At 65.3% G+C, this 18,611-nt stretch carries 16 protein-coding genes; 11 read left to right on the forward strand and 5 right to left on the reverse strand.

Features of this window, described 5'->3' with window-relative positions:
• Nucleotides 1-25: 25 nt before the first annotated feature.
• Entirely contained in the window at nt 26-766 is a 741-nt protein-coding gene (locus H6718_24910; GenBank protein ID MCB9588674.1) for a flagellar biosynthetic protein FliR, read from the reverse strand.
• Between the two features lie 239 nt (nt 767-1,005).
• Here H6718_24910 and H6718_24915 point away from each other — a divergent pair, with 239 nt between their 5' ends.
• Together H6718_24915 and H6718_24920 are read left to right on the forward strand one after the other, a co-directional pair.
• On the forward strand, nt 1,006-1,845 hold the full coding sequence (locus H6718_24915; protein MCB9588675.1) for a MaoC family dehydratase N-terminal domain-containing protein: 840 nt from the start codon (nt 1,006-1,008) through the stop codon (nt 1,843-1,845).
• A 164-nt stretch (nt 1,846-2,009) separates the two neighbouring features.
• Entirely contained in the window at nt 2,010-2,852 is an 843-nt protein-coding gene (locus H6718_24920) for a peptidyl-prolyl cis-trans isomerase (GenBank protein ID MCB9588676.1), read from the forward strand.
• A 131-nt stretch (nt 2,853-2,983) separates the two neighbouring features.
• Here the strand turns inward: H6718_24920 and H6718_24925 are convergent, their stop codons facing one another.
• Both H6718_24925 and H6718_24930 read right to left on the reverse strand, forming a co-directional pair.
• Nucleotides 2,984-4,126: an acyl-CoA dehydrogenase family protein gene (locus H6718_24925; protein ID MCB9588677.1), complete on the reverse strand. Its 1,143-nt coding sequence runs from the start codon at nt 4,124-4,126 to the stop codon at nt 2,984-2,986.
• 369 nt (nt 4,127-4,495) lie between these two features.
• A complete protein-coding gene (locus tag H6718_24930) occupies nt 4,496-5,587 on the reverse strand; it encodes a hypothetical protein (protein ID MCB9588678.1) in 1,092 nt (363 codons plus the stop codon).
• A gap of 283 nt (nt 5,588-5,870) precedes the next feature.
• Between H6718_24930 and H6718_24935 the strand changes: the two genes are divergently transcribed.
• The 9 genes from H6718_24935 (at nt 5,871) to gcvPA (ending at nt 16,425) form a co-directional block, all read left to right on the forward strand.
• On the forward strand, nt 5,871-6,503 hold the full coding sequence (locus tag H6718_24935) for a prepilin-type N-terminal cleavage/methylation domain-containing protein (GenBank protein ID MCB9588679.1): 633 nt from the start codon (nt 5,871-5,873) through the stop codon (nt 6,501-6,503).
• Nucleotides 6,500-7,132, forward strand: coding sequence for a prepilin-type N-terminal cleavage/methylation domain-containing protein (locus H6718_24940; GenBank protein MCB9588680.1), 633 nt, complete (start codon nt 6,500-6,502; stop codon nt 7,130-7,132). Before H6718_24935 ends, H6718_24940 begins: the two co-directional genes overlap by 4 nt.
• Entirely contained in the window at nt 7,129-8,391 is a 1,263-nt protein-coding gene (locus H6718_24945; protein ID MCB9588681.1) for a prepilin-type N-terminal cleavage/methylation domain-containing protein, read from the forward strand. The genes H6718_24940 and H6718_24945 overlap by 4 nt, the downstream gene beginning before the upstream one ends.
• Nucleotides 8,388-9,092 (forward strand): pilus assembly PilX N-terminal domain-containing protein, encoded by a 705-nt coding sequence (locus H6718_24950; protein MCB9588682.1) that lies wholly within the window; start codon nt 8,388-8,390, stop codon nt 9,090-9,092. The genes H6718_24945 and H6718_24950 overlap by 4 nt, the downstream gene beginning before the upstream one ends.
• A 13-nt stretch (nt 9,093-9,105) precedes the next feature.
• Nucleotides 9,106-12,789, forward strand: coding sequence for a hypothetical protein (locus H6718_24955; GenBank protein ID MCB9588683.1), 3,684 nt, complete (start codon nt 9,106-9,108; stop codon nt 12,787-12,789).
• A gap of 45 nt (nt 12,790-12,834) precedes the next feature.
• A complete protein-coding gene (locus H6718_24960; GenBank protein ID MCB9588684.1) occupies nt 12,835-13,356 on the forward strand; it encodes a hypothetical protein in 522 nt (173 codons plus the stop codon).
• A 115-nt stretch (nt 13,357-13,471) separates the two neighbouring features.
• Nucleotides 13,472-14,578, forward strand: coding sequence for a glycine cleavage system aminomethyltransferase GcvT (gcvT, locus tag H6718_24965; protein MCB9588685.1), 1,107 nt, complete (start codon nt 13,472-13,474; stop codon nt 14,576-14,578).
• A gap of 103 nt (nt 14,579-14,681) precedes the next feature.
• Entirely contained in the window at nt 14,682-15,065 is a 384-nt protein-coding gene (gcvH, locus tag H6718_24970; GenBank protein ID MCB9588686.1) for a glycine cleavage system protein GcvH, read from the forward strand.
• Nucleotide 15,066: 1 nt separating this feature from the next.
• Entirely contained in the window at nt 15,067-16,425 is a 1,359-nt protein-coding gene (gcvPA, locus tag H6718_24975) for an aminomethyl-transferring glycine dehydrogenase subunit GcvPA (GenBank protein ID MCB9588687.1), read from the forward strand.
• Between the two features lie 15 nt (nt 16,426-16,440).
• On the opposite strand, the gene H6718_24980 is transcribed toward gcvPA, so the two are convergent.
• Nucleotides 16,441-17,583 (reverse strand): hypothetical protein, encoded by a 1,143-nt coding sequence (locus tag H6718_24980; protein MCB9588688.1) that lies wholly within the window; start codon nt 17,581-17,583, stop codon nt 16,441-16,443.
• A complete protein-coding gene (locus H6718_24985) occupies nt 17,580-18,506 on the reverse strand; it encodes a hypothetical protein (protein ID MCB9588689.1) in 927 nt (308 codons plus the stop codon). Before H6718_24985 ends, H6718_24980 begins: the two co-directional genes overlap by 4 nt.
• Nucleotides 18,507-18,611 lie beyond the last annotated feature (105 nt).

The following is an 18,611-nucleotide window of genomic DNA, read 5'->3' on the forward strand; positions in this document are numbered from 1 at the left end:
GCACGCTCGAGGGCAACTCCGCAGCTCAAGGCAGACGCAGCAAGAGCCCCGCGGAAGCCTCCAGCAAGCGATCCAAGAGCAACGCGAGGATCCCCAAGAGCGCCAGGCTCTTCAACGGCTCCAGCACCGGCTGCAGGTGCGCCGGGTTCGCAGCGCGGGTCACGAGCGCAGAGGCCAGCTGCAGCACGAGGGACGCGGCGATCAGCGGCGCAGCCACCGCCAGAGCGATCTGGATCCCCTGAGTCAGGTGCAGCGCCGCGCCGAGCAGCGGCTGCCTGAACTCCAAGTTGGGTCGAATCAGCGCCTCGGCGATGCGCGCGGGGCCCCCGCTCTGGAGGAAGAGCCAGCACCCGAGCAACCCCATGAGCGCGCCCGTCGGTCCAATCGGCCGATCCAGCACGGCGATGTTCGCCTCCGCCTTTGCACCCCGCAGGTCGTCCACGACGCCGCCCACCATCACCAGCGTCCAGATCCCCACGGCAGCAACCAACGCCACAGGCAACCCGAGCGCCATCTGTTGCAGCAGCAGCACAGGCCACGCGAGCTTCGACGAGCTCGCGATGGGCGTCAGCGCGGGAGCCACACAAGCAGCGATTGACAGCCCGAGCGCCGCCCGCGCGGGGCCTGGCAGCGCCCGCAAGCCGAACGCAGGCACCAGCGTGACTGAGGGCGCCACCCGCGCCCAGGCGAGGCCCCAGGCGCGCAAATCTTGAGCTGTGAGGTTGAACACCTCGAGCCACGACTCGACCAGCCCAGGAGCAGACACGGCGGGATGATACGTGAGAAGCGAGCCAGCTTCAGAGCCGTTCTCGGTACGCTCGGGCAATGAAGCAGCTTCGCTGAGATCTCGGCTGCGGAACGCCGTACCAGTCCCGCGCGGATCGCCTGGGTTTCGGGCGCCGGCGGGAGATTGACGCGCCTCCGCTAGGTCGCTAGACCGCAAAACCAATCGCGGTTTTGCGGCTCGTGCGCGCAGCCCGCTGTCAGCTCAGGAGGAACAGCCACATGGCTCTCGATCTATCCGCCGTCGGCGCCAAGACCGCCGTCTACGACTACCCCTACGACTGGAAGATCCTCGCAACCTACGCCCTCGGCATCGGCGCCAAGAAGGACGAGCTTGCGTACGTGTACGAAGCCAAGGGGCCGAAGGTCTACCCGACGTTCGCGGTGGTGCCTTCGTTCGGGCCCATGGGTGAGATGGTTGGCAAGACTCAAGGCAGCCTCGCGAGCATTCTCCACGGCGGCCAGTCCGTGCGCATTCACAAGAAGATCCCGTCCGAGGGCGTCGCCAAGACGACCGCCACCCTCGACGGCATCTACGACATGAAGAAGATGGCTCAGGCCATCGTGAAGACTCAGACGGAGATCAACGGCGAGCTGATCTTCGAGACCGAGTCCTCGATCATTTTCCGCGGGGAAGGCGGCTGGGGTGGTGCTCCTCCCCCCAAACAAGAAATCCCGGACATCCCTGATGGGATGAAGCCAAGCTGGATCCATGAGGAAACAACCAGCCCAGAGCAAGCGCTGCTCTACCGCATCTCCGGCGACCAAAACCCGCTGCACGCGGATCCGGACTTCGCGAAGATGGTGGGCTTCCCGGCGCCGATCCTCCACGGCTTGTGCAGCTACGGCTTCGTCGCGCGTGCGGTGATCCTCAAGGCACTGGACGGCGACGGCGATCGCGTGAAGTTCTACTCCGCGCAGTTCCGTAAGCCCGTGTGGCCCGGCGAGACAATCCGCACCGAGGGCTACGACCTCGGCAACGGAGTCACGGCGGTGAAGGCCTATGCAGCGGATCGCCCAGACCCGGTGATCGCCCGCGCGTGGATCGAAGCGAGCGCTTGATCGCGGCCCTGTCCAGCTGTCCAGCTCGGCCGCGTAAGCAGCAAAAACACTAATCAAATCTTAACGTTAGATTGAGTGCGGGAGCAGTCCACTCGAGCCCAGCGGCAACATCCGCTGGCGCCTGGTGGTTGGCTGCCCCGCATTCTGTTACGGAAGCCCCCAGCATGGCGAAGAAGCAATCCAAGCAACACGAACCCGAAGAAGAACTCGACGACGACGAAGAGTACGTCGACGACGAGGAGGGCTCGGACGACGAGTACGAAGACGAAGACGACGACGAGTACGAAGACGAAGACGACGAGTACGAAGACGAGGAGGAGGACGACGAGGAAGAGGAAGTCGCCCCCGCCAAGAAGCGCAAAGCCGCTCCGGCACGCGACGCTCGTGGTGCCGCCAAGCGCCCCGCCGCTCCGCCACCGCCCAAGGTCTACGACCCCGACAAGGATCCCACGTGGTGGGCTCCCTGGGCCGTGATGCTGGGCCTCATCGTGGTTGGCTTGCTCGGCTTCATGGGCGTGTTCTGGCCCGTGGCTCACGCGGAAGCGGAACACGAGGAGACCGCGGCCATCGCCCACGAGGATCCCTCGCCCGCCGCATCCGCCATGAAGCAACTCGACCCGAAGCAGATGGCGGACATCCGTCAGCGCATCGAGGCTCGGCGCAAGGCGCAGCTCGAAGGCCAAGGCACGGAGACCGTGACGGCATCGCATATCCTCATCGGCTACAAGGGCGCTCAGCGCGCGAAGTCGGAGCGCTCCAAGGACGAGGCCAAGAAGCTCGCGGACAAGATCGCCAAGGAAGCCAAGGCCAAGGGTGCTGACTTCGGTGCTCTAGCGAAGAAGTACTCCGAAGGCCCGAGCGGTCCGAAGGGCGGCGATCTCGGTCCCTTCACCCGCGGCCGCATGGTCAAGCCCTTCTCTGACGCAGCGTTCGCGCTCAAGCCCGGCGATGTGTCGGAGCCGGTAGAGACTCCCTTCGGCTACCACATCATCAAGCGCACGAAGTAACGCGCACTCATGAAAGCACGCGAGCCGGTGGTCCTCTGAGGGTCACCGGCTCGTCGCTTTTTTGTGGCTTCTTTTTTTTTGGGGGGGGGAGGCGCGTTGCTCCGCGCCTTTTTACATCCCCACGGAACCGCTCAAGCCAGCAGGTGCTTGGCGATCACGATGCGCTGCACCTGGCTCGTGCCTTCGCCAATCTCGCAGATCTTCGCGTCTCGCAGGTGCCGCTCGATGTCGAACTCCCGCGTGTAGCCGTAGCCACCGTGGATCTGCAGCGAGTCGTTGCAGACCTGCGTCGCGACTTCACTCGCGAAGAGCTTCGCCATCGAGGCTTGCTGACTGAAGGGCTCACCCTTGTCCGCCAGATCTGCCGCGCGATGAATCAAGAGCTCCGCTGCGTCGAGCTTGGTGCGAGCGTCCGCCAGCATCCACTGGATGGCTTGGAAGTCGGCGATGGGGCGGCCGAACTGGCTGCGCTCCTTCGCGTAGCGCACGGCCATGTCCAGAGCGCCGCGCCCGAGCCCGAGGGCCATCGCCGCGATCGAGATACGCCCGCAGTCGAGGATGCTCATGGTGTCGTAGAAGCCGTGGTCCACGTCACCGAGGCGCTGGGCGTCCGAGACACGCACGTTCTCCAGCGTCAGCTCCACGGTGTCGCTTGAGCGGCAGCCGTACTTCTCGAGCTTCTTGCTCGCGGAGTAGCCCGGCGTCGACTGCTCGACGATGAAGGCCGTGATCCCGCGCTGGGCCTTCACTTCCTTGTTGGTGCGCGCGAGCACCACGGTGAAGCCGCCCACCGAACCCTGCGTGATGAACATCTTGGTGCCGTTGAGCACCCAGTCGTCACCGTCGCGCACCGCCGTCGTCTGCATCCCCGCGGAATCAGACCCGGAGCCTGGCTCGGTGAGCGCCCAGGCGCCGAGCCACTCGCCAGTGGTGGCCTTGCCGAGGTACTTTTGTTTCTGCTCCTCGTTGCCGAAGGACAGCACGTGCCCGGTCCCCAACCCGTTGTGGCTAGCGACGGTGAGCGCCAGGGAGCCGTCCACGCGCGCGCATTCCTCGACCACGATGGCGTAGGCGAGCATGTCCATTTCGGAGCCGCCGTAGGCCTCGGGGATGCGAATGCCAAGCAGCCCGAGCTCCGCGAGCTTCGGCACGATCTCGTGGGGGAAACGCTCCTCACGGTCCCACTCCCGAGCCTTCGGGCGCACCTCGCGCTCACAGAAGTCTCGAACCGTCTGCCTCAGGATGCGGTGTTGCTCGGGTAGCTCGAAATCCACGCTCGACCTCGCTGATTGGTAGCCGCAGCGCGCTGCAGCCCGGGGTGAAAGTCTGACCCGGCGAGGTAGCATATCGAGCCGGGCTGGCGGGCAGAAACCAGAGAGAAACAGCTGGTTCAACCAGCGCAGCTGCAGTTCGTTGCAGCTCCTCGCCCTCGCTCCGGATGGGCGCCGATTGGGGAGGGGCCCCGCGTCGCGGGGAGGGGGCTTCGGAAAAGCCCCCTCGAGAAAGCAGAGGTGGACGCGCAAACCGGTGCGAAACGCAGGCGGTCGAGCGCCCTCAACCGGAGGGGGCGAGCGACCGCCGATCGCACCACTGGCGCGTACCCGTAACCAGCGGCACTGCAGTTCGTTGCAGATCTTCGAGCGCTACTCCGAGAACGAGCGCTTGAGTTGCTCGAGCTTTTCGTCGTGGCTGAGCTTCAGCTTGGCGGCTTCGTCGCTGGTTTGATCCGAGCTCAGCACCAGCTCTTCATCGACTACGCCGATGACCTGCTTGCCTTTGATGCCCACCATCCACTCGAGCACGGGTTGGTCGTCGGCAGAACGGCGCTCCATCACCACGGCTTCCACGCCGGCGCCATCGAGCTTCTTCGCCTTGCCCTCTTTGCGCAGCAGCGTCAGCACATCCTTCGCGGCGGCGTCGTCCTCGACCTCCGCGGTTACCATGCGAAAACGCTTGTCCCCGCGGGTGTAGTAGCCCACGGCGCCGGCGCCCGTCCCCGTGACACCGAAGACGTCGCTCATCAGGTAGCGGGTTCCGAGGGCGACCTGCTGCAGCTTCGGCAGCAGCGCCACCGCGGCCGGGGGCTCCTTCTTGCCTTGGATTTGCTCACCAATCACCGTGGCCAGCCCAGGCAGGATCTTCGCGGAGTTTTCCCGCAGCTTGTCAGGCGAATCGAGCTCGTTCGTGTAGCTCAGTTCCGCGAGGTAGTTGCCGCGCCACACGTAGGCAATGCCGCTGCCCAGCGCCCCTGCGCCGCCTGCGGTTAGGGGCTTCGGCGCGTCCTTGGCTGGGTCTTCATCCCCGACCACACGCTTGGTGAAGAACGCGTAGGCGCCTTCCGGGGTGGCGAACTCTGAGAGGTTGATGTTTACGGCACCCGGTGACCCTTGGCCGTCGATGTAGCGCACCGTAACGACCCGCTTCAGCCCGTGCTGCTTGTAGTTCTCGCATTCGCCGTCGAGCAGCTCGGTGCACGCCTTGTCCAGGCTCACCTGAGCGGACTCTCCGTAGCTCCGGGCGGCATTGTTCGGGTCGATGCAGTACTCCCCGGACACTCGAGGGAAGAACGCAGCGGTCTTCGAGTCGCTGACCTTGCCCCCACCATCGGCGCAGGCGCCGGGCTTCGAGCTCTGAATGGGCGGCGGCGCCGCACCCTCAGCGTTGGATTTGTCGTTGCACCCAACCGCCAGCAACAGAGCCAGGCTCAGGGCGGTCCACGTGGTCTCGAACTTCATTAGGCGCCCAATAGCATCGTCCGCTGGGACGCCCCAACTCTGACCGAGCCAAACCAAGGTCGGTTGGCCGGCTGTGTTTGGAGACCGTATCGCCTCTCCCCCAACCTTCCCCTGCTCGGCAGCTCCGCAATGTTTTCAGAGGGACGCAAACCTTAGCCAGCGAACGCGGTGCAAACCTGCATAAATCACCGGAATTTGCTGGATTCTTGCGTCGCAAAGCGAGTCTGGAAGACGGCACGTCATTTGCTCAGTAGCCCACGGGCTGAACTACGATTTGCGGACCATGGGAAACACCCACACTCACCTTCATCGACTCCGGAAGCAACGCGCCCAGCGCGGCTTCTCACTGATCGAGCTGGTCGTCGTCGTGATCATCATCGCGATCCTCGCGGTGATCGCCATCCCAGCGATCAGCAAGCGCATGAAAGATCGGCGCACCAGTGAGCTCGCTCAGCGGGTGAGCCACATCTACCGCGACGCACGCATGCGAGCGATGGGTCGCGGTGGCGCGGTGATGGTCAGCTACACCACGGGCGCCGGCGCGGGTCAGTTCACGGTCCGTGAAGGGGTCGTCGGGACGAGCGGGACCTGTGCGGAGCTGCCGTCGAACGGCTGCAATCGCAACTGGGCCGTGGCGGACAGTCGCGTAATGAACACGCTCTCCGTCGACAGTTCGGGTGAGTACCAGAACATGAAGGTGACGATGACGGACCCCGCTGCGAGCGGCGTCTCCACGATGGACATCTGCTACACGCCCCTCGGTCGCACCTTCGTGCGCTACGCGGCTGGCAGCGCCTTCGTGCCGTTGACGGGTGTCCCCTTCGCCAACGTCTCCCGTTACGACGGCAGCACCCCAGTTGGGCTCGCGCGCAACGTCGTGATCCTCCCGAACGGCACCTCGAGGCTCGGTCTGTGAAGCAGCGACTCGACGCAAACCGACGCGGCTACACCATCGTCGAGCTGATGATGGCGATCGCTGTGTTCGCGATCGGTGTCTCCGGCGTGATCGCGATGCAGAAGGTGACGCTGGCTTCGAACCGCCACGCGAAGAACCTCGCCGTCGCAAACCACATCGCGCAAGCCTGGATGGAGCGCCTGTCCGCGGACGCGGTGCACTGGAACTATCCGGGGCCGCGCAATCCCAGCGCCGCGAGCGACCTGGGCACCCAAACCCAGTGGCTCAAGGAAGTCGACAACGAAGCGGACTGGTTTCAGCCGGACTATATCGGCGCGGAAGACTTCGGCCCGGCGTTCACGGCTCTCGGCGCGCCGTTCGACAACGTCACCAACCCGAACACCGTGGCCGCCTACTGCACGCACATTCGCCTGACGTGGCTGAATCGCGACAATCAAGGCGCCGTCGGGAACGGGTTGATCCGCGCCCAGGTGCGCGTCTTCTGGCTGCGCGAAGGCAATGGCGGCGGGCTCGAAAACGCCGGTTTCTGCAATCCGGCTACGGACGCGGTCGAGGTTGGCAAGCACCCCGAACTCTACCACTTCGTCTACCAAGCATCGGCGATCCGCCAGGAGCCCGCAGGACGATGAGCACGCGGCGTATCCCCAGGGTAATGCTTACGGCGGTGCGGCCTGCCTCGCGGACCGGGCAACGTGGGTTCACCCTCGCGGAGCTGATGGTCGCCATCACCGGTGGGCTCTTCATCTCCATCGCGGTGTTTTCCATGGCCCGCTTTGGCTCGCGCTTCTACCAGCAAGAGTCTCGCGTGGCGAACGCCACCATGAGCAGCGTGGTGGGCTTCGAGCGCCTCAAGGCGGACATCACCCGGGCTGGCTTCTTGGCGTCGCCCAACGTGCAACGCGACCCAAACGTGTGCGGGCAGCCGGCAACCGATGCGAGCTGGCCCGTGCAGCTCAGAGACCTCGCGGCGATCCAGATCACCCCGAACTTCCTCACGGGCAACGCCGTGCTGGACACCGCGGCGAACGGCAATATTCAGCCGGATCAAATCACCCTCGCCGGCTCCTACGTGACCGGAGATGAGTTCCCGATCCGACTGATTCAGCAGACGGGCTCGGGCTACGACGTCACCCTGCAAGTGCTCACCGGGCCCATGGCCCGCCTCGGCACCGCCAACCTGAACAGCGTCTTCCAACCGGGACGCGCGCTGCGCATCATCGACGAATCAGGGAAACAACAGTACGGAACCATCACGGGGACGTCGTTCAACGCGGGTCAGCCGGTGGTGTCCCTGAGCCAGTCACCGCAGCTGATCTTGCGGCAAGGCGGCAGCCAGCAGTGTGGCTTCAAGGGGCTGGAGACCGGCGCGCGGGCGAACGTCGTCAACTTCATCCGCTACGAACTGCGCAACATGACCGGCGACGCCGCCCACGCGGCGCTCTTCGCCGACACGAACGCGGCGGTGCTGGGCGACTCCTCGCGCGTCGAGCTGGTGCGCTACGAAATCAATACCGCAGGGAACCAAATCCAGGGCACCCAGGAGATCGTCGCAGAGCTGGCGGTGGATCTCGCGTTCTCGATCCGAGCGGTCGACGTCGACACGGATCTGAACCAAAGCTACGCCAACGCGCTCAGCCCCATCGGCACCGCGGCTGCACCTAGCGCTGGCGGCAGGCCCGAACGGATCCGGGTCGTGCGCACCCGACTCAGCGTGCGCTCTCGAGAAGCAGATCGCGCGGGTCAGGCCACGCCACCGAACGGCGTGCCCAACGAGCTGTACCGTATCGCGCTAAACCCCAGCGCCACCGCAGCGAACCAGCGCTGGGCGCGGGTTCGCACCATCCAGGCGGATATTTCGCTGCCCAACCTGATGGGGACGACGTGGTGAAACAACGCATGACGCCCGCCCACTTTTCCCGCCATTTGCGCCGTTCTCCCGTCGTGGGTGCGCGCCGGGCCCGCGTAGAGGAGCGCGGCGCCGCCCTCTTCATCGTGGTGCTCGTCATCACGTTGCTAACCGCAATCGGGATCTTCGCCGCGCGCTCCGCGAGCCTGGTGGATATGGCGAGCGGCTACGACCGCCAGGCCATCCAAACCGAGTACATCGCCGAGTACGGGATCCGCGGGGCAACAACCCGCCTCGCGAACGGTGAAGGCAGCGCGGCGCTCAACGAGATGCGCCAAGGCATCGATACCTGTCAGGCGACCAAGGATCTCATGCTGCCCTCGGGTCAGCGCCCGAGCTGCTACAAGTGGTTCATGCCGGAGGTCGGCGCTGCGCTCGGCGGCGCGACCCTGCTGGACACGCCGACCGCGACGGAAGCGGGCTCCTTGGGGCCGCCCGGCGCGACCGACACGGCGATGCTCGGCAACTTCGTCGTCGAGTTGACGGACGAGGCCAACGGCGGCGCCGTGCCGGGGTTCCAGGTCGACGGACAGAACCAGTCCTTTCAGATGGTGCGCATCACTCTCACTTCTCAGGGCGCCGTGCGGCCCTTCACCGCAGGCACCGCCTGCGACGCGTCGAGCTCTCGCTCCGCGGGTTCCGCATATGTCCGCTCCCACGTAGTCACCTTGATCAGCAAGTAAGGCAGAGGCAGCCATGATCGACTCACCACCTCCCAAGCAGCCAGCACCCTCGAGATCCGTGCGCACGCTGCAGCGTGGACTTGTCTGGCTCAGCGCCCTGCTGAGCGGCGCCGGAGCCATCAGCGTCGCCTCGCCCGCTGCGGCACAGGTCGACGTCAACCCGCCGCTGCCCAACGTCATGTTCCTCGTGGATACGTCGGGCTCCATGGAGTACCTCGCATCGTCCACCACCTTCCCCACCTGTAACCCGACCGGTTCGGGCAGTCAGAAGAGCCGCTGGACGGATCTGGTCGAGGTCATGACTGGTTCCGTGCAGAACTACCGCTGCTACTCCCAGAGCCGCAGCTCCTCTCAGTTTGCTGACGAGTTCCGCCTGCCCGGTAAGCCCCAGATCTACGACTACCAGTACACGAACCCGTACAACCGCATCCTGAGCGGCACGTGCACGCCGGGTCCGAACTCAGCGGTGCTCCCCTCGCTGCAGACCTCTCCATACTCGTACCCCACGGACTGGCTGAAGTTTCACACCTACAACAGCACCACGAGTTGTTCGACCTTCCAGCAGGCGAACGACGGCTTGCTCGACACCTTCCGCGGTCGAGTGCGCTTCGGGTTGATGACGTTCGACACCCACACCGACGCGGGTACTGGCGTCTCGGGTAGCAACGCGAACTTTGGAACCGGTGTCGACGGCACTTGGAGCTACTACGTCGGCGGCGCCAAGGCAGGCCATCCGGCTGGCTGCACGACGGGTGACTACGCCCAAGAGGTCGGTGCACGGAACGCCGGCGCACCGCCTTGGGAGGGCCGCATGGTGGCCTTCGGCTCACCCACCGCTCCACAGACCGACATGCTAACGCGTGCGGACAGAATTCAAGACGTATTGCTCGCCACGCGTCCTTACGGCGCGACGCCCATCGCTGGCATGTTGAGCGACGCCTATGCGTTCTTCAACTTGGACAACAGCACGGATCCTCTCGACAACACGCAGAAGTTCGGTCCCAAGGACGATCCGTACATCACCCAGGGCTGCCGCAAGAACGTCATCGTGCTGCTCACCGACGGTGAGCCGAACCTCGACCTGCGTCCCTTCTGCGAGAGCGGCGGCAAGTGCCCCTACGAGCGGGCAGAAGACATCGCCAAGCAGTTCGACACGGATGGTACCCCGGTGTTCGTGGTTGGCTTTGCGGTCAACTCGGTGAACGTCGGCGGAACCGCCCTCGACTGCGGCGATCTCGATCTGGCAAAGCCCGCAGACTCCGCGATGTGCGCGAACCCAGCCAACGCCACGAATCGCGAGCTCCAGGCGTGCTGTACGCTGAGCCGCATCGCGTACAACGGAGGTACGGAGCGCGCCTACTTCCCAACCAACCGCGACGAGCTACGCCAGGCGCTGTCCAACATCCTGTCGCAGCTGGTTCCAACGACGAGCCGCACCCTGCCGGTGTTCGCCGGTACGGGCGACGTGCGGAACAACTTCGCCGGTTCGTACCGCGTGTTGACGTCCTTCACCCCGAAGCAGTTCGACACCTGGTCTGCAGTACTCGAGCGCCAGCGCATCGTCTGCAAGACCCCGTCGAACCCGGCGGATCCCATCGAGCCGGCGCTGGAACCCATCGATCCGGTCAAGGGCGACGACTTCGTCAAGAACGTCAACGACAACCCCACGGGTCGCAAGTTCTACTCCGTGCTCGGCACGAACGGCGGCAGCGGCATCCTCTCGGATCGCTCGATTCGCCCGCTAACCATCGACGACGGGATCGGCGTCTACCAAGGCACACAATACACGGGTGACGCCGCGAGCTTCGTGAGCTCCACGCCCCCCGGCGCCGCGGCGATCACGGCGAGCGACTGCGTCGGCACGAGCACCGCTGCCCAGTGCCGGGACCGCGTCTTCAAGTGGACCGTCGGGTTGCCGAACGGAACCATCTACGACCGTTGCGGTGGCACGAGCTGCAACCTGATCGGTGACATCTACCACTCGACACCTCGCGTGGTGGGCAGCCCCTCGGACATCGTGCGCGATGAGTCCTACGACGCCTTCGCCATCGAGCAGATCGACCGCCCGCTGGTGCTCTACACCTCGACGAATGATGGCTTCCTGCACGCCTTCAACATGAACGTCGGCGCTGACTCGTCGAACCCGGTTGGCAACAACGAGCTCTGGGCCTTCGTCCCGCCGGCGGTGCTGACCGGCATGAAGACGCAGTACCCCGGGCTGCACAAGCAGCTGCTCGACGGCATTCCCGTCATCAAGGACGTCGTGGCCACCGTCAACGGCTCTAGCTTCAAGCTCGAGCGCACCGCTGCCGACGCTCAAGACGGCGGCGGTCGCTGGCGCACGGTGCTGATCCAGAGCTTTGGCTCGGCGAGCACCACCGGCGGCTACTTTGCGATCGACGTCACGGACCCGAAGCCTGACTCATCGGGCAGCAAGGGACCAAAGTTCCTCTGGCAGCTCACCAAGACCACGACGGGCGCGGATCTGTTCGGGCCCTCCACTCCGACGCCCCTCATCACCACGCTGTTCTTCGGTGATCCGGCGAAGGAAGTCGCGGTGGCGGTGCTTCCGGGCGGAGATGGCGGTCAGCGCACGGGCAGCAACTGCACACGCACCATCACGAACCCCAACTCGAGCTACCCCCCTCGTGGCGCGGTTCGCTGCTACGACAGCGGCGCGGACGCGGCGCGCTCCCTCACCATCGTGCGCCTGGACACCGGAGAGGTGATCCGCACCTTCCGCCCCGCCGGCTTGATCCCGGGCAACCTCTCGGCGCGCACCACCGAGGTGGACATCGAGTCGCCGATCACGGGGCAACCCGTCGCCTACCCTGGCGACACCGGCACCGTCGCCGACCGCATCTTCGTCGGTGACCGCGACGGTTCGCTGTGGCGCGTGAACACCTCGTCCACCAACCCCGCGGACTGGACGATGGATCTCTTCTGGGACGCCTACCCGACCAACCTCGGCTTTGGCGCCACCTCGGCTCAACCGATCGTCACCCCGCCGGTACTCAGCGTTGATGGCCTGGGTCAGCTGACCATCGCCTTCTCCACCGGAGATCAGGAGACCTTCACCGCCGCGAGCCAGGACAACTTCGTCTGGTCCCTCACGGAAACGGTTGCCTCCAACGGACTCACCCTCGGCTCGAAGGCCAACTGGTACACGCGCCTCACCGGTGGTGAGCGCGTCGCGGGCCCCCTCTCGCTGTTCAACGGCGCGCTCTTCTACTCGACGTTCAAGCCAGAGACCAACGCTGCCCAGGTCTGCAACGCGGGCGATAGCCGTGTGTGGGGTGTCGACTACCTGATCCCCAAGACCTCGACGAACCTCGGCGACGGTGGACGTGAGCGTCTGCCTGAAGATCCCAACGCCACGGTGCCGACGTTCGTACAGTTCATCAGCGCCTCGACCAGCACGCTGATCGACAACGGCTCCACGATCTTCGGCGTCGGTGTCGCGCAGCTTCCGACCTGCAACGCGGTGGACACCGGCTTCAGCGATCCCTACCTCGGCAGCGGTGCGCACCGCTCCATCAATCGCGTGAACCCGGGTAAGTTCCAGCTGGTGATGCACACCGGCAGCGGAGGCACCAGCGTGGGCGGCGGCAAGACCAACACGCTGAGCTTCGATCTCCCGGCACCTCCGGCGATCGCAACCATCGACTCGTGGGCAGCCCTGGTCGAAGGCCTCTAGCTCCCGGTTTGCCGCAACGCGGAACCTCGTGGGACACTGCTTGTGATGAGGCGTGACGTTTCACGCAGCTACTGGCTGCTGGCTCTCGTGTGCGCCGCGTGCAACGGCACCCCGGAAGAAGTCGCGCCTGCCGCTGCGAGCGCCGCCCCGTCGGCGCATCCGGTGGATCACCTCGCGAAGGGCGAGCTCGCTCAAGGCGAAGAGAAGCTCTTCGGCTTACCCATCCCCCAGAAGATGCGCGTCGAGCGGCGGTTCCTCGACGCCGCGCACGCCGCGGGGCCGGTGACACCGGAGGATCTGTCGAACTACGTACGCCAGCGCGTCTCCGTCGCCCAGGTGGAGATTGGCGCGGCGCGCACCGTCTTTCCTCGGGTGCTGATCCACGGCGGGGATCCGAAGAAGATCTACCGTATCGAAGTCAGCCCGCGCAGCGGTGGTGGCTCAGAACTCGAAGTGCGGGACATCACCCCTGCGCCCATTCCGTCAGGCTTGAGCGATGCGGAGCGGTGGCGCCGAGCCGGGCGTAACCCGGACGGCACGCCCATCGATCCGAAGAAGCTCGAGTGACCGGCCGCGGCCACGGTCGGGCTCCGGCGCGCTATAGTGCACCTCTCCCCCAAACCCGCTGATCGCGCCGCGGAAGGCCTCCATCGGAGCAAGGTGATGAAGTAAGGTCCGCGCCGTGGCGGACTCACTCAAAGCGACACCTCTCCTCGATCGACATCGTGCTCTAGGCGGACGCCTGGTGCCCTTCGCCGGCTACGAGATGCCCGTGCAGTACAGCGGCATCGTGGCTGAGCACCAAGCGGTGCGTGAACGCGCCGGGTTGTTCGACGTGTCCCATATGGGCGAGCTGTTGCTAACGGGCGAAGGCGCCCTCGAGCAGGCGAATCGTCTCGTCACGAACGACCTCGCGCGCATCGCCGATGGCCAAGCGATGTACACCTGCTGCTGCAACGAGCAGGGCACCATCCTCGACGATCTGATCCTGTATCGCCACGCGCCAGAGCGTATCCTCGTGGTTTGCAACGCATCGAACCGCGACAAGATCGTGGGTCATTTCTCGTCTTCGATCACGGGGGTGAGGTTCGAAGATCAGTCGGATGAGACTGCCCTCATCGCACTGCAAGGTCCCAAGGCGCTGCAAGTCCTCGGCGCTGCAGAGCTCTCCTTCGATGCTTCAAGCCTCAAGAGCTTCCGCTTTCAAGCGGGCACGCTGGCGGGCAAGGCATGCACCGTGGCGCGCACCGGCTACACCGGCGAGGATGGCGTCGAGATCTTCTGCAACGTCGCAAATGCAGTCGCGATCTGGGACGCGCTGCTCGAGGCAGGCAAGCCGTTCGAGGTCTTGCCCTGTGGCCTCGGCGCCCGCGACACGCTGCGCCTCGAGGCGCGCCTCTCGCTCTACGGCAACGACATCGACGAGACGACGAACCCTCTCGAAGCCGGTCTCGCCTGGACGGTGAAGTTCGACAAGGCCGAGTTCGTTGGCAAGGCCGCACTAGAAGCCATCAAGGCCGCTGGGCTGACGCGCAAGATGGTTGGCTTCGAGTGCACTGGCCGCGGGATCGCGCGCCACGGCTATCCCATCCTCTCGAAAGACGGCGAGCGCATCGGCGAAGTGACGAGCGGCGCGCCCTCCCCCACCCTCGGCAAGAACATCGGCATGGGCTACGTCCCCGCCGCGCTGAGCGAAGTCGGCAGCGAGTTCGTCGTCGACAGCCGCGGCCGCCAGATCTCCGCTGTTGTCGTCAAGACTCCCTTTTACAAGCGCCCGCCGGCGAGCTAACACGCGCTCAGGCCTTGAGCGCCCCTCACTGGCCATCAACCCTGGACCCCGCGCGTAGAGCGCAGCAGCAGCACAGTGCAGCAGCAGAAGGAGACTCACCACGATGAGTGCGACCGAGGTCAAAGACGATCGTAAGTACACGAAGGACCACGAGTGGCTTTCGGACGACGGCAAGGTTGGCATCACCGCCTTCGCGGTGGATCAACTCGGGGACATCACGCTGGTCGATCTCACCGTGAAGGTCGGCGACGAAGTGAAGCCGGGCGCTGCCTTCGGCACCATCGAGAGCGTGAAGACGCTGAGCGACCTGTTCGCCCCGGTGGGTGGCAAAGTGGTCGCGATCAATGGCGACTTGGAAGACAAGCCGGAGCTGATCAACGACGACTGCTGGGGCGCTGGCTGGATGATTCAGCTCGAAAGCGCAGAGGGTGGCGATTTGATGGATCCCGCCGCATACGGCAAGCACCTCGAAGAATCGGACCACTGATATGCGTTACCTGCCGCAGACCCCCGAAGAGATCACCGAAATGCTTCAGGTGATCGGCAAGAGTTCCTTGGACGAGCTGTTCGGCACCATCCCTGACAGCGCGCGCTTCAAGGGTCTGCTGCAGGTGCCACCCGCGCTGGAAGAGCCGGCGCTGATGGCTCATTTGGAAGATCTCGCGCGGAAAAGCACCGGTGCAGAGATGCTCTCCTTCCTCGGCGCGGGGATGTACCACCATCACATCCCCCCCGCGGTGGATCAGCTGCTCCTCCGCAGCGAGTTCCTCACGGCTTACACGCCTTACCAGCCCGAGGTCGCTCAGGGCACGCTGCAAGCGATCTGGGAGTTCCAGACCATCGTCAGCGAGCTCTTCGGCCTGCCCCTGGCCAACGCGAGCATGTACGACGGCGCGAGCGCGACGGCCGAAGCGGCGCAGATGGCACGCCGCCTGACCGGGCGTGACAAGCTGATCGCCAGCCGCTGCGTGCATCCGGACTACATCGAGGTGACCCGCACGTACCTCTCCGGTCGCGGCGAGGAAGCCTCCCTCAGCGTTGTTTCCGTGGGTAAAGACGGCGGCTGCGACCTGGCAGCCCTGCGGGAAGCCATCGACGACACCACGGCTGCTGTCATGGTCGGGTACCCGAGCTTCTACGGCACGCTCAGCGACTTGCGCGAGCTGGCTCAGGTTGCTCACGATAAGGGGGCGCTGCTCGTCACCACGACGAGCGAGCCGTATGCCCTCGGCGTCGCTGAGTCACCGGGCGCGCTTGGCGCCGACATCGCCGTCGGCGAAGGCCAGGCGCTGGCGGTGCCGCCGCAGTTCGGTGGCCCTGGCGTGGGCCTCTTCGCCTGCCGCAACGACCGCAAGTTCTTGCAGCAGCTGCCAGGCCGCATCGCCGGCGAGACCACGGACAGCGACGGCCAGCGTGGCTTCGTGCTGACTCTAGCTACCCGCGAGCAGCATATCCGCAGGGAACGCGCGACGAGCAACATCTGCACCAACCAAGGGCTGATCGCCCTTGCGCTGGCGATCCGCACCTCGCTGCTCGGCAAGGTCGGCTTCCAGAAGGTCTCCGAGGCGTGCCTCGCCAAGGCAAGCTACCTGCGTGGCCGCATCCTCGAGCTGGACGGTTACAGCGCGGTCTACGAAGCCGCCCCCACCTTCAACGAGTTCGCCGTTCGGGTGCGCGGAGGAAACGCCCGCGCCGTGTGCGAGAAGCTCGAGGCCCAAGGCATCATCGCGGGCTACAACTTGGGCCGCAGCGACGAGAGCCAAGCGGACTGCCTCTTGATCGCGGTCACCGAGCGCCACACCAAGCAAGACCTGGATCGCTTGGTCAGCGCCCTCGACGCGGCCTGAAGCCTGGTCAGACGCTCACTGACATTTGCCAGCGCCGATGGCGCTGGCGCACTCCGTGGCGTCACCCGTCGCCTGCAGCAGGTGTCGGATACGGCACTGGAGCGTGTTTCCGTCCGGCACCGTAACGCTGAAGCCGGAGTCCTTGTCTGCACCATCCACGCTGGCGCACGCGGCCAAGCAGCCAGCCTGATCGACGAAGGTGGTGCCGAAATCCTCCGCACAAGTCGCTTCCAAGAGCTGGCAGTAAGCCGGGCAGTTGGTGGTGCCGCAGTGCCCATCTCCGCCAACGCTCGCGTGCGGACAGTGAATGCTAGGTGCCGCGATGGAGTTGTAAGAGTGGTACTTGCGGCAACCGAGAGTGTCCTCCGTGGTGTCGGTGGTCGCTCCAGGCGTGAAGCTCGCGCACGCCTTCTTGCACTGGGCTTCGCTGTCGTAGACCGCGTCGTCCCCAGTGCAAGCGACCGTCACCAGACGGCAGTAGTCATCACAGCTTGGGGTCGCTTCGGCAGGCTCCGTGCACCACTCCCCGGCGATTGGCGCGAGCTGCGCGTGGCTACAGTGCACGATGGGGTCCACCAGCGCCGACGAGGTGTGCACCAGGCGGCACTGCAGGGTGTCTCCGCCGTGATCGAGCTCGACGTCGAGGGCGCCACGATCCTTCAAGCCTTCACAGCTCGCGGGGCAGTCGAGCACCAAATCCGCGTCCTCGGGGCAGGCTTTGGCGAACAACAGGCAGTAAGACTCGCAGTTCGTCCCGCACGCGCCGTTGCCTCCAGGGCCGGCGTTTGGGCAGTGCACCGCGGGCTCACCAGTAGAAGCTGCGAGTCGAGCTTGGCGTACGCGGCACTCGACGTTGTCTCCGCTGGTGTCCCCACTGTTTCCGGCAGGAAGCGCCGCACAGGTGGCCATGCAAGTATCTACGGAAGCATACTGCGCGAGGGTGCCTGTGCAGGCGCTCATGATGGCGTCGCAGTACGTCGTGCATAGCTCGCTGCTGGTACCGCCGGTGCCGCCGTTGGGATCAAAGGTGCGATCTTCGATACCGGCGATGCTCTGGCAGCCAGCGGAAGCGAAGGCGCCGAGGAGCACCGCGCCCAGCGCCGTACGCAGCACGATACCAGCAACCCGCGCGCCCTTTTTGGCGTCAGTCGACCTCACTGGAACGCTCCCATGAAGCCAAAGCCAGTCGTGCCGCCACCAAAAACCGGTGAGACCTGCCAGCGATTGCGCTGCAGCCGCGCCGCTTGGGGTTTGTCCGGCGCAGTGAAGTAGAGCACCAAGCCGCCGATGAGCGCCGCAGCTCCCACGCCAAACGCGATGTTGGACACCGTGGCCGCGCTCTTGGCGTCGTCCGTCAGATCCACACCTTGCTGGCTGTCGCACTCGCTTCCGCGCGGACAAAACTTCTCGGCGTCGCTGTTCTTCGAGATGGCCTGCAATCCGAACACGCTACCCACTGCGATACCCGCAAGCCCGAGACCACCTACGATGATCCCCGCCGTGCGCTGTCCCGACCCGTCGCTGGTGCCTTCGTCCCCGCGCGGCCCAGGCGCGGGCGCAGGCGTCGGCGTGACCGCGGGTGGCGGCGTTTCTGGCGGCGCCTCGGCCGCTGGCTCCCCCTTGGCCTTGATCAGCGCCGGGAGCTGAGCCTCCACGGTCTTACCTTCACCCTCGACCCGCACCTTGATCGAGTATTCCTGATAGCCGGGCGCACTGATCACGATGGCGTACTCTCCAGGGTCTATCGGCACCGGGACTCCCCACAGCGAGGCATCCACGACCTCTCCACTGCGCTTCACCTGATAGCCGGGGATCGCCCGCGCCTCGGCTCCCACTTGCAGGCTGAGCCGTGACAGCTTGGGCTCCAATGCTTGAGCTCGGGAGCGCCCCATTTCCGCACGGTCTGTTTGACCTTCAGCCTGCGCCTTGCTGGAGGCTTCGCTGAACGTGGCCCACGCACTGGCGGTCTTGCCCTCTTTCTCGTAGCACTCCGCGAGGTACAAGAGCGTGCCGATCGCTGGGTCGATGCGATTGCTCTGCTCGAGCTTGGGGCAAGCTTCGCTGAACTTGCCGTCAATCATCAGCTGTTTTCCTTGGCGAAACAGCGCCTCCGCTGCGGCCCGCTGCTCGCCGCTCTGGGCTGATGCTACCCCGGCACTGCACATCATCAGGGGGACCAACGCGCA

This window comes from Polyangiaceae bacterium, assembly GCA_020633205.1.
Taxonomy (GTDB): Bacteria; Myxococcota_A; Polyangia; order Polyangiales; family Polyangiaceae; genus JAHBVY01.

Coding starts and splice junctions, on each gene's coding strand:
- H6718_24915 (MCB9588675.1), top strand. CDS start 1,006: ATGGCTCTCGATCTATCCGCCGTCGGCGCCAAGACCGCCGTCTACGAC.
- H6718_24920 (MCB9588676.1), top strand. CDS start 2,010: ATGGCGAAGAAGCAATCCAAGCAACACGAACCCGAAGAAGAACTCGAC.
- H6718_24930 (MCB9588678.1), bottom strand. CDS start 5,587: ATGAAGTTCGAGACCACGTGGACCGCCCTGAGCCTGGCTCTGTTGCTG.
- H6718_24935 (MCB9588679.1), top strand. CDS start 5,871: ATGGGAAACACCCACACTCACCTTCATCGACTCCGGAAGCAACGCGCC.
- H6718_24945 (MCB9588681.1), top strand. CDS start 7,129: ATGAGCACGCGGCGTATCCCCAGGGTAATGCTTACGGCGGTGCGGCCT.
- H6718_24955 (MCB9588683.1), top strand. CDS start 9,106: ATGATCGACTCACCACCTCCCAAGCAGCCAGCACCCTCGAGATCCGTG.
- H6718_24960 (MCB9588684.1), top strand. CDS start 12,835: ATGAGGCGTGACGTTTCACGCAGCTACTGGCTGCTGGCTCTCGTGTGC.
- gcvH (MCB9588686.1), top strand. CDS start 14,682: ATGAGTGCGACCGAGGTCAAAGACGATCGTAAGTACACGAAGGACCAC.
- gcvPA (MCB9588687.1), top strand. CDS start 15,067: ATGCGTTACCTGCCGCAGACCCCCGAAGAGATCACCGAAATGCTTCAG.
- H6718_24985 (MCB9588689.1), bottom strand. CDS start 18,506: ATGATTGACGGCAAGTTCAGCGAAGCTTGCCCCAAGCTCGAGCAGAGC.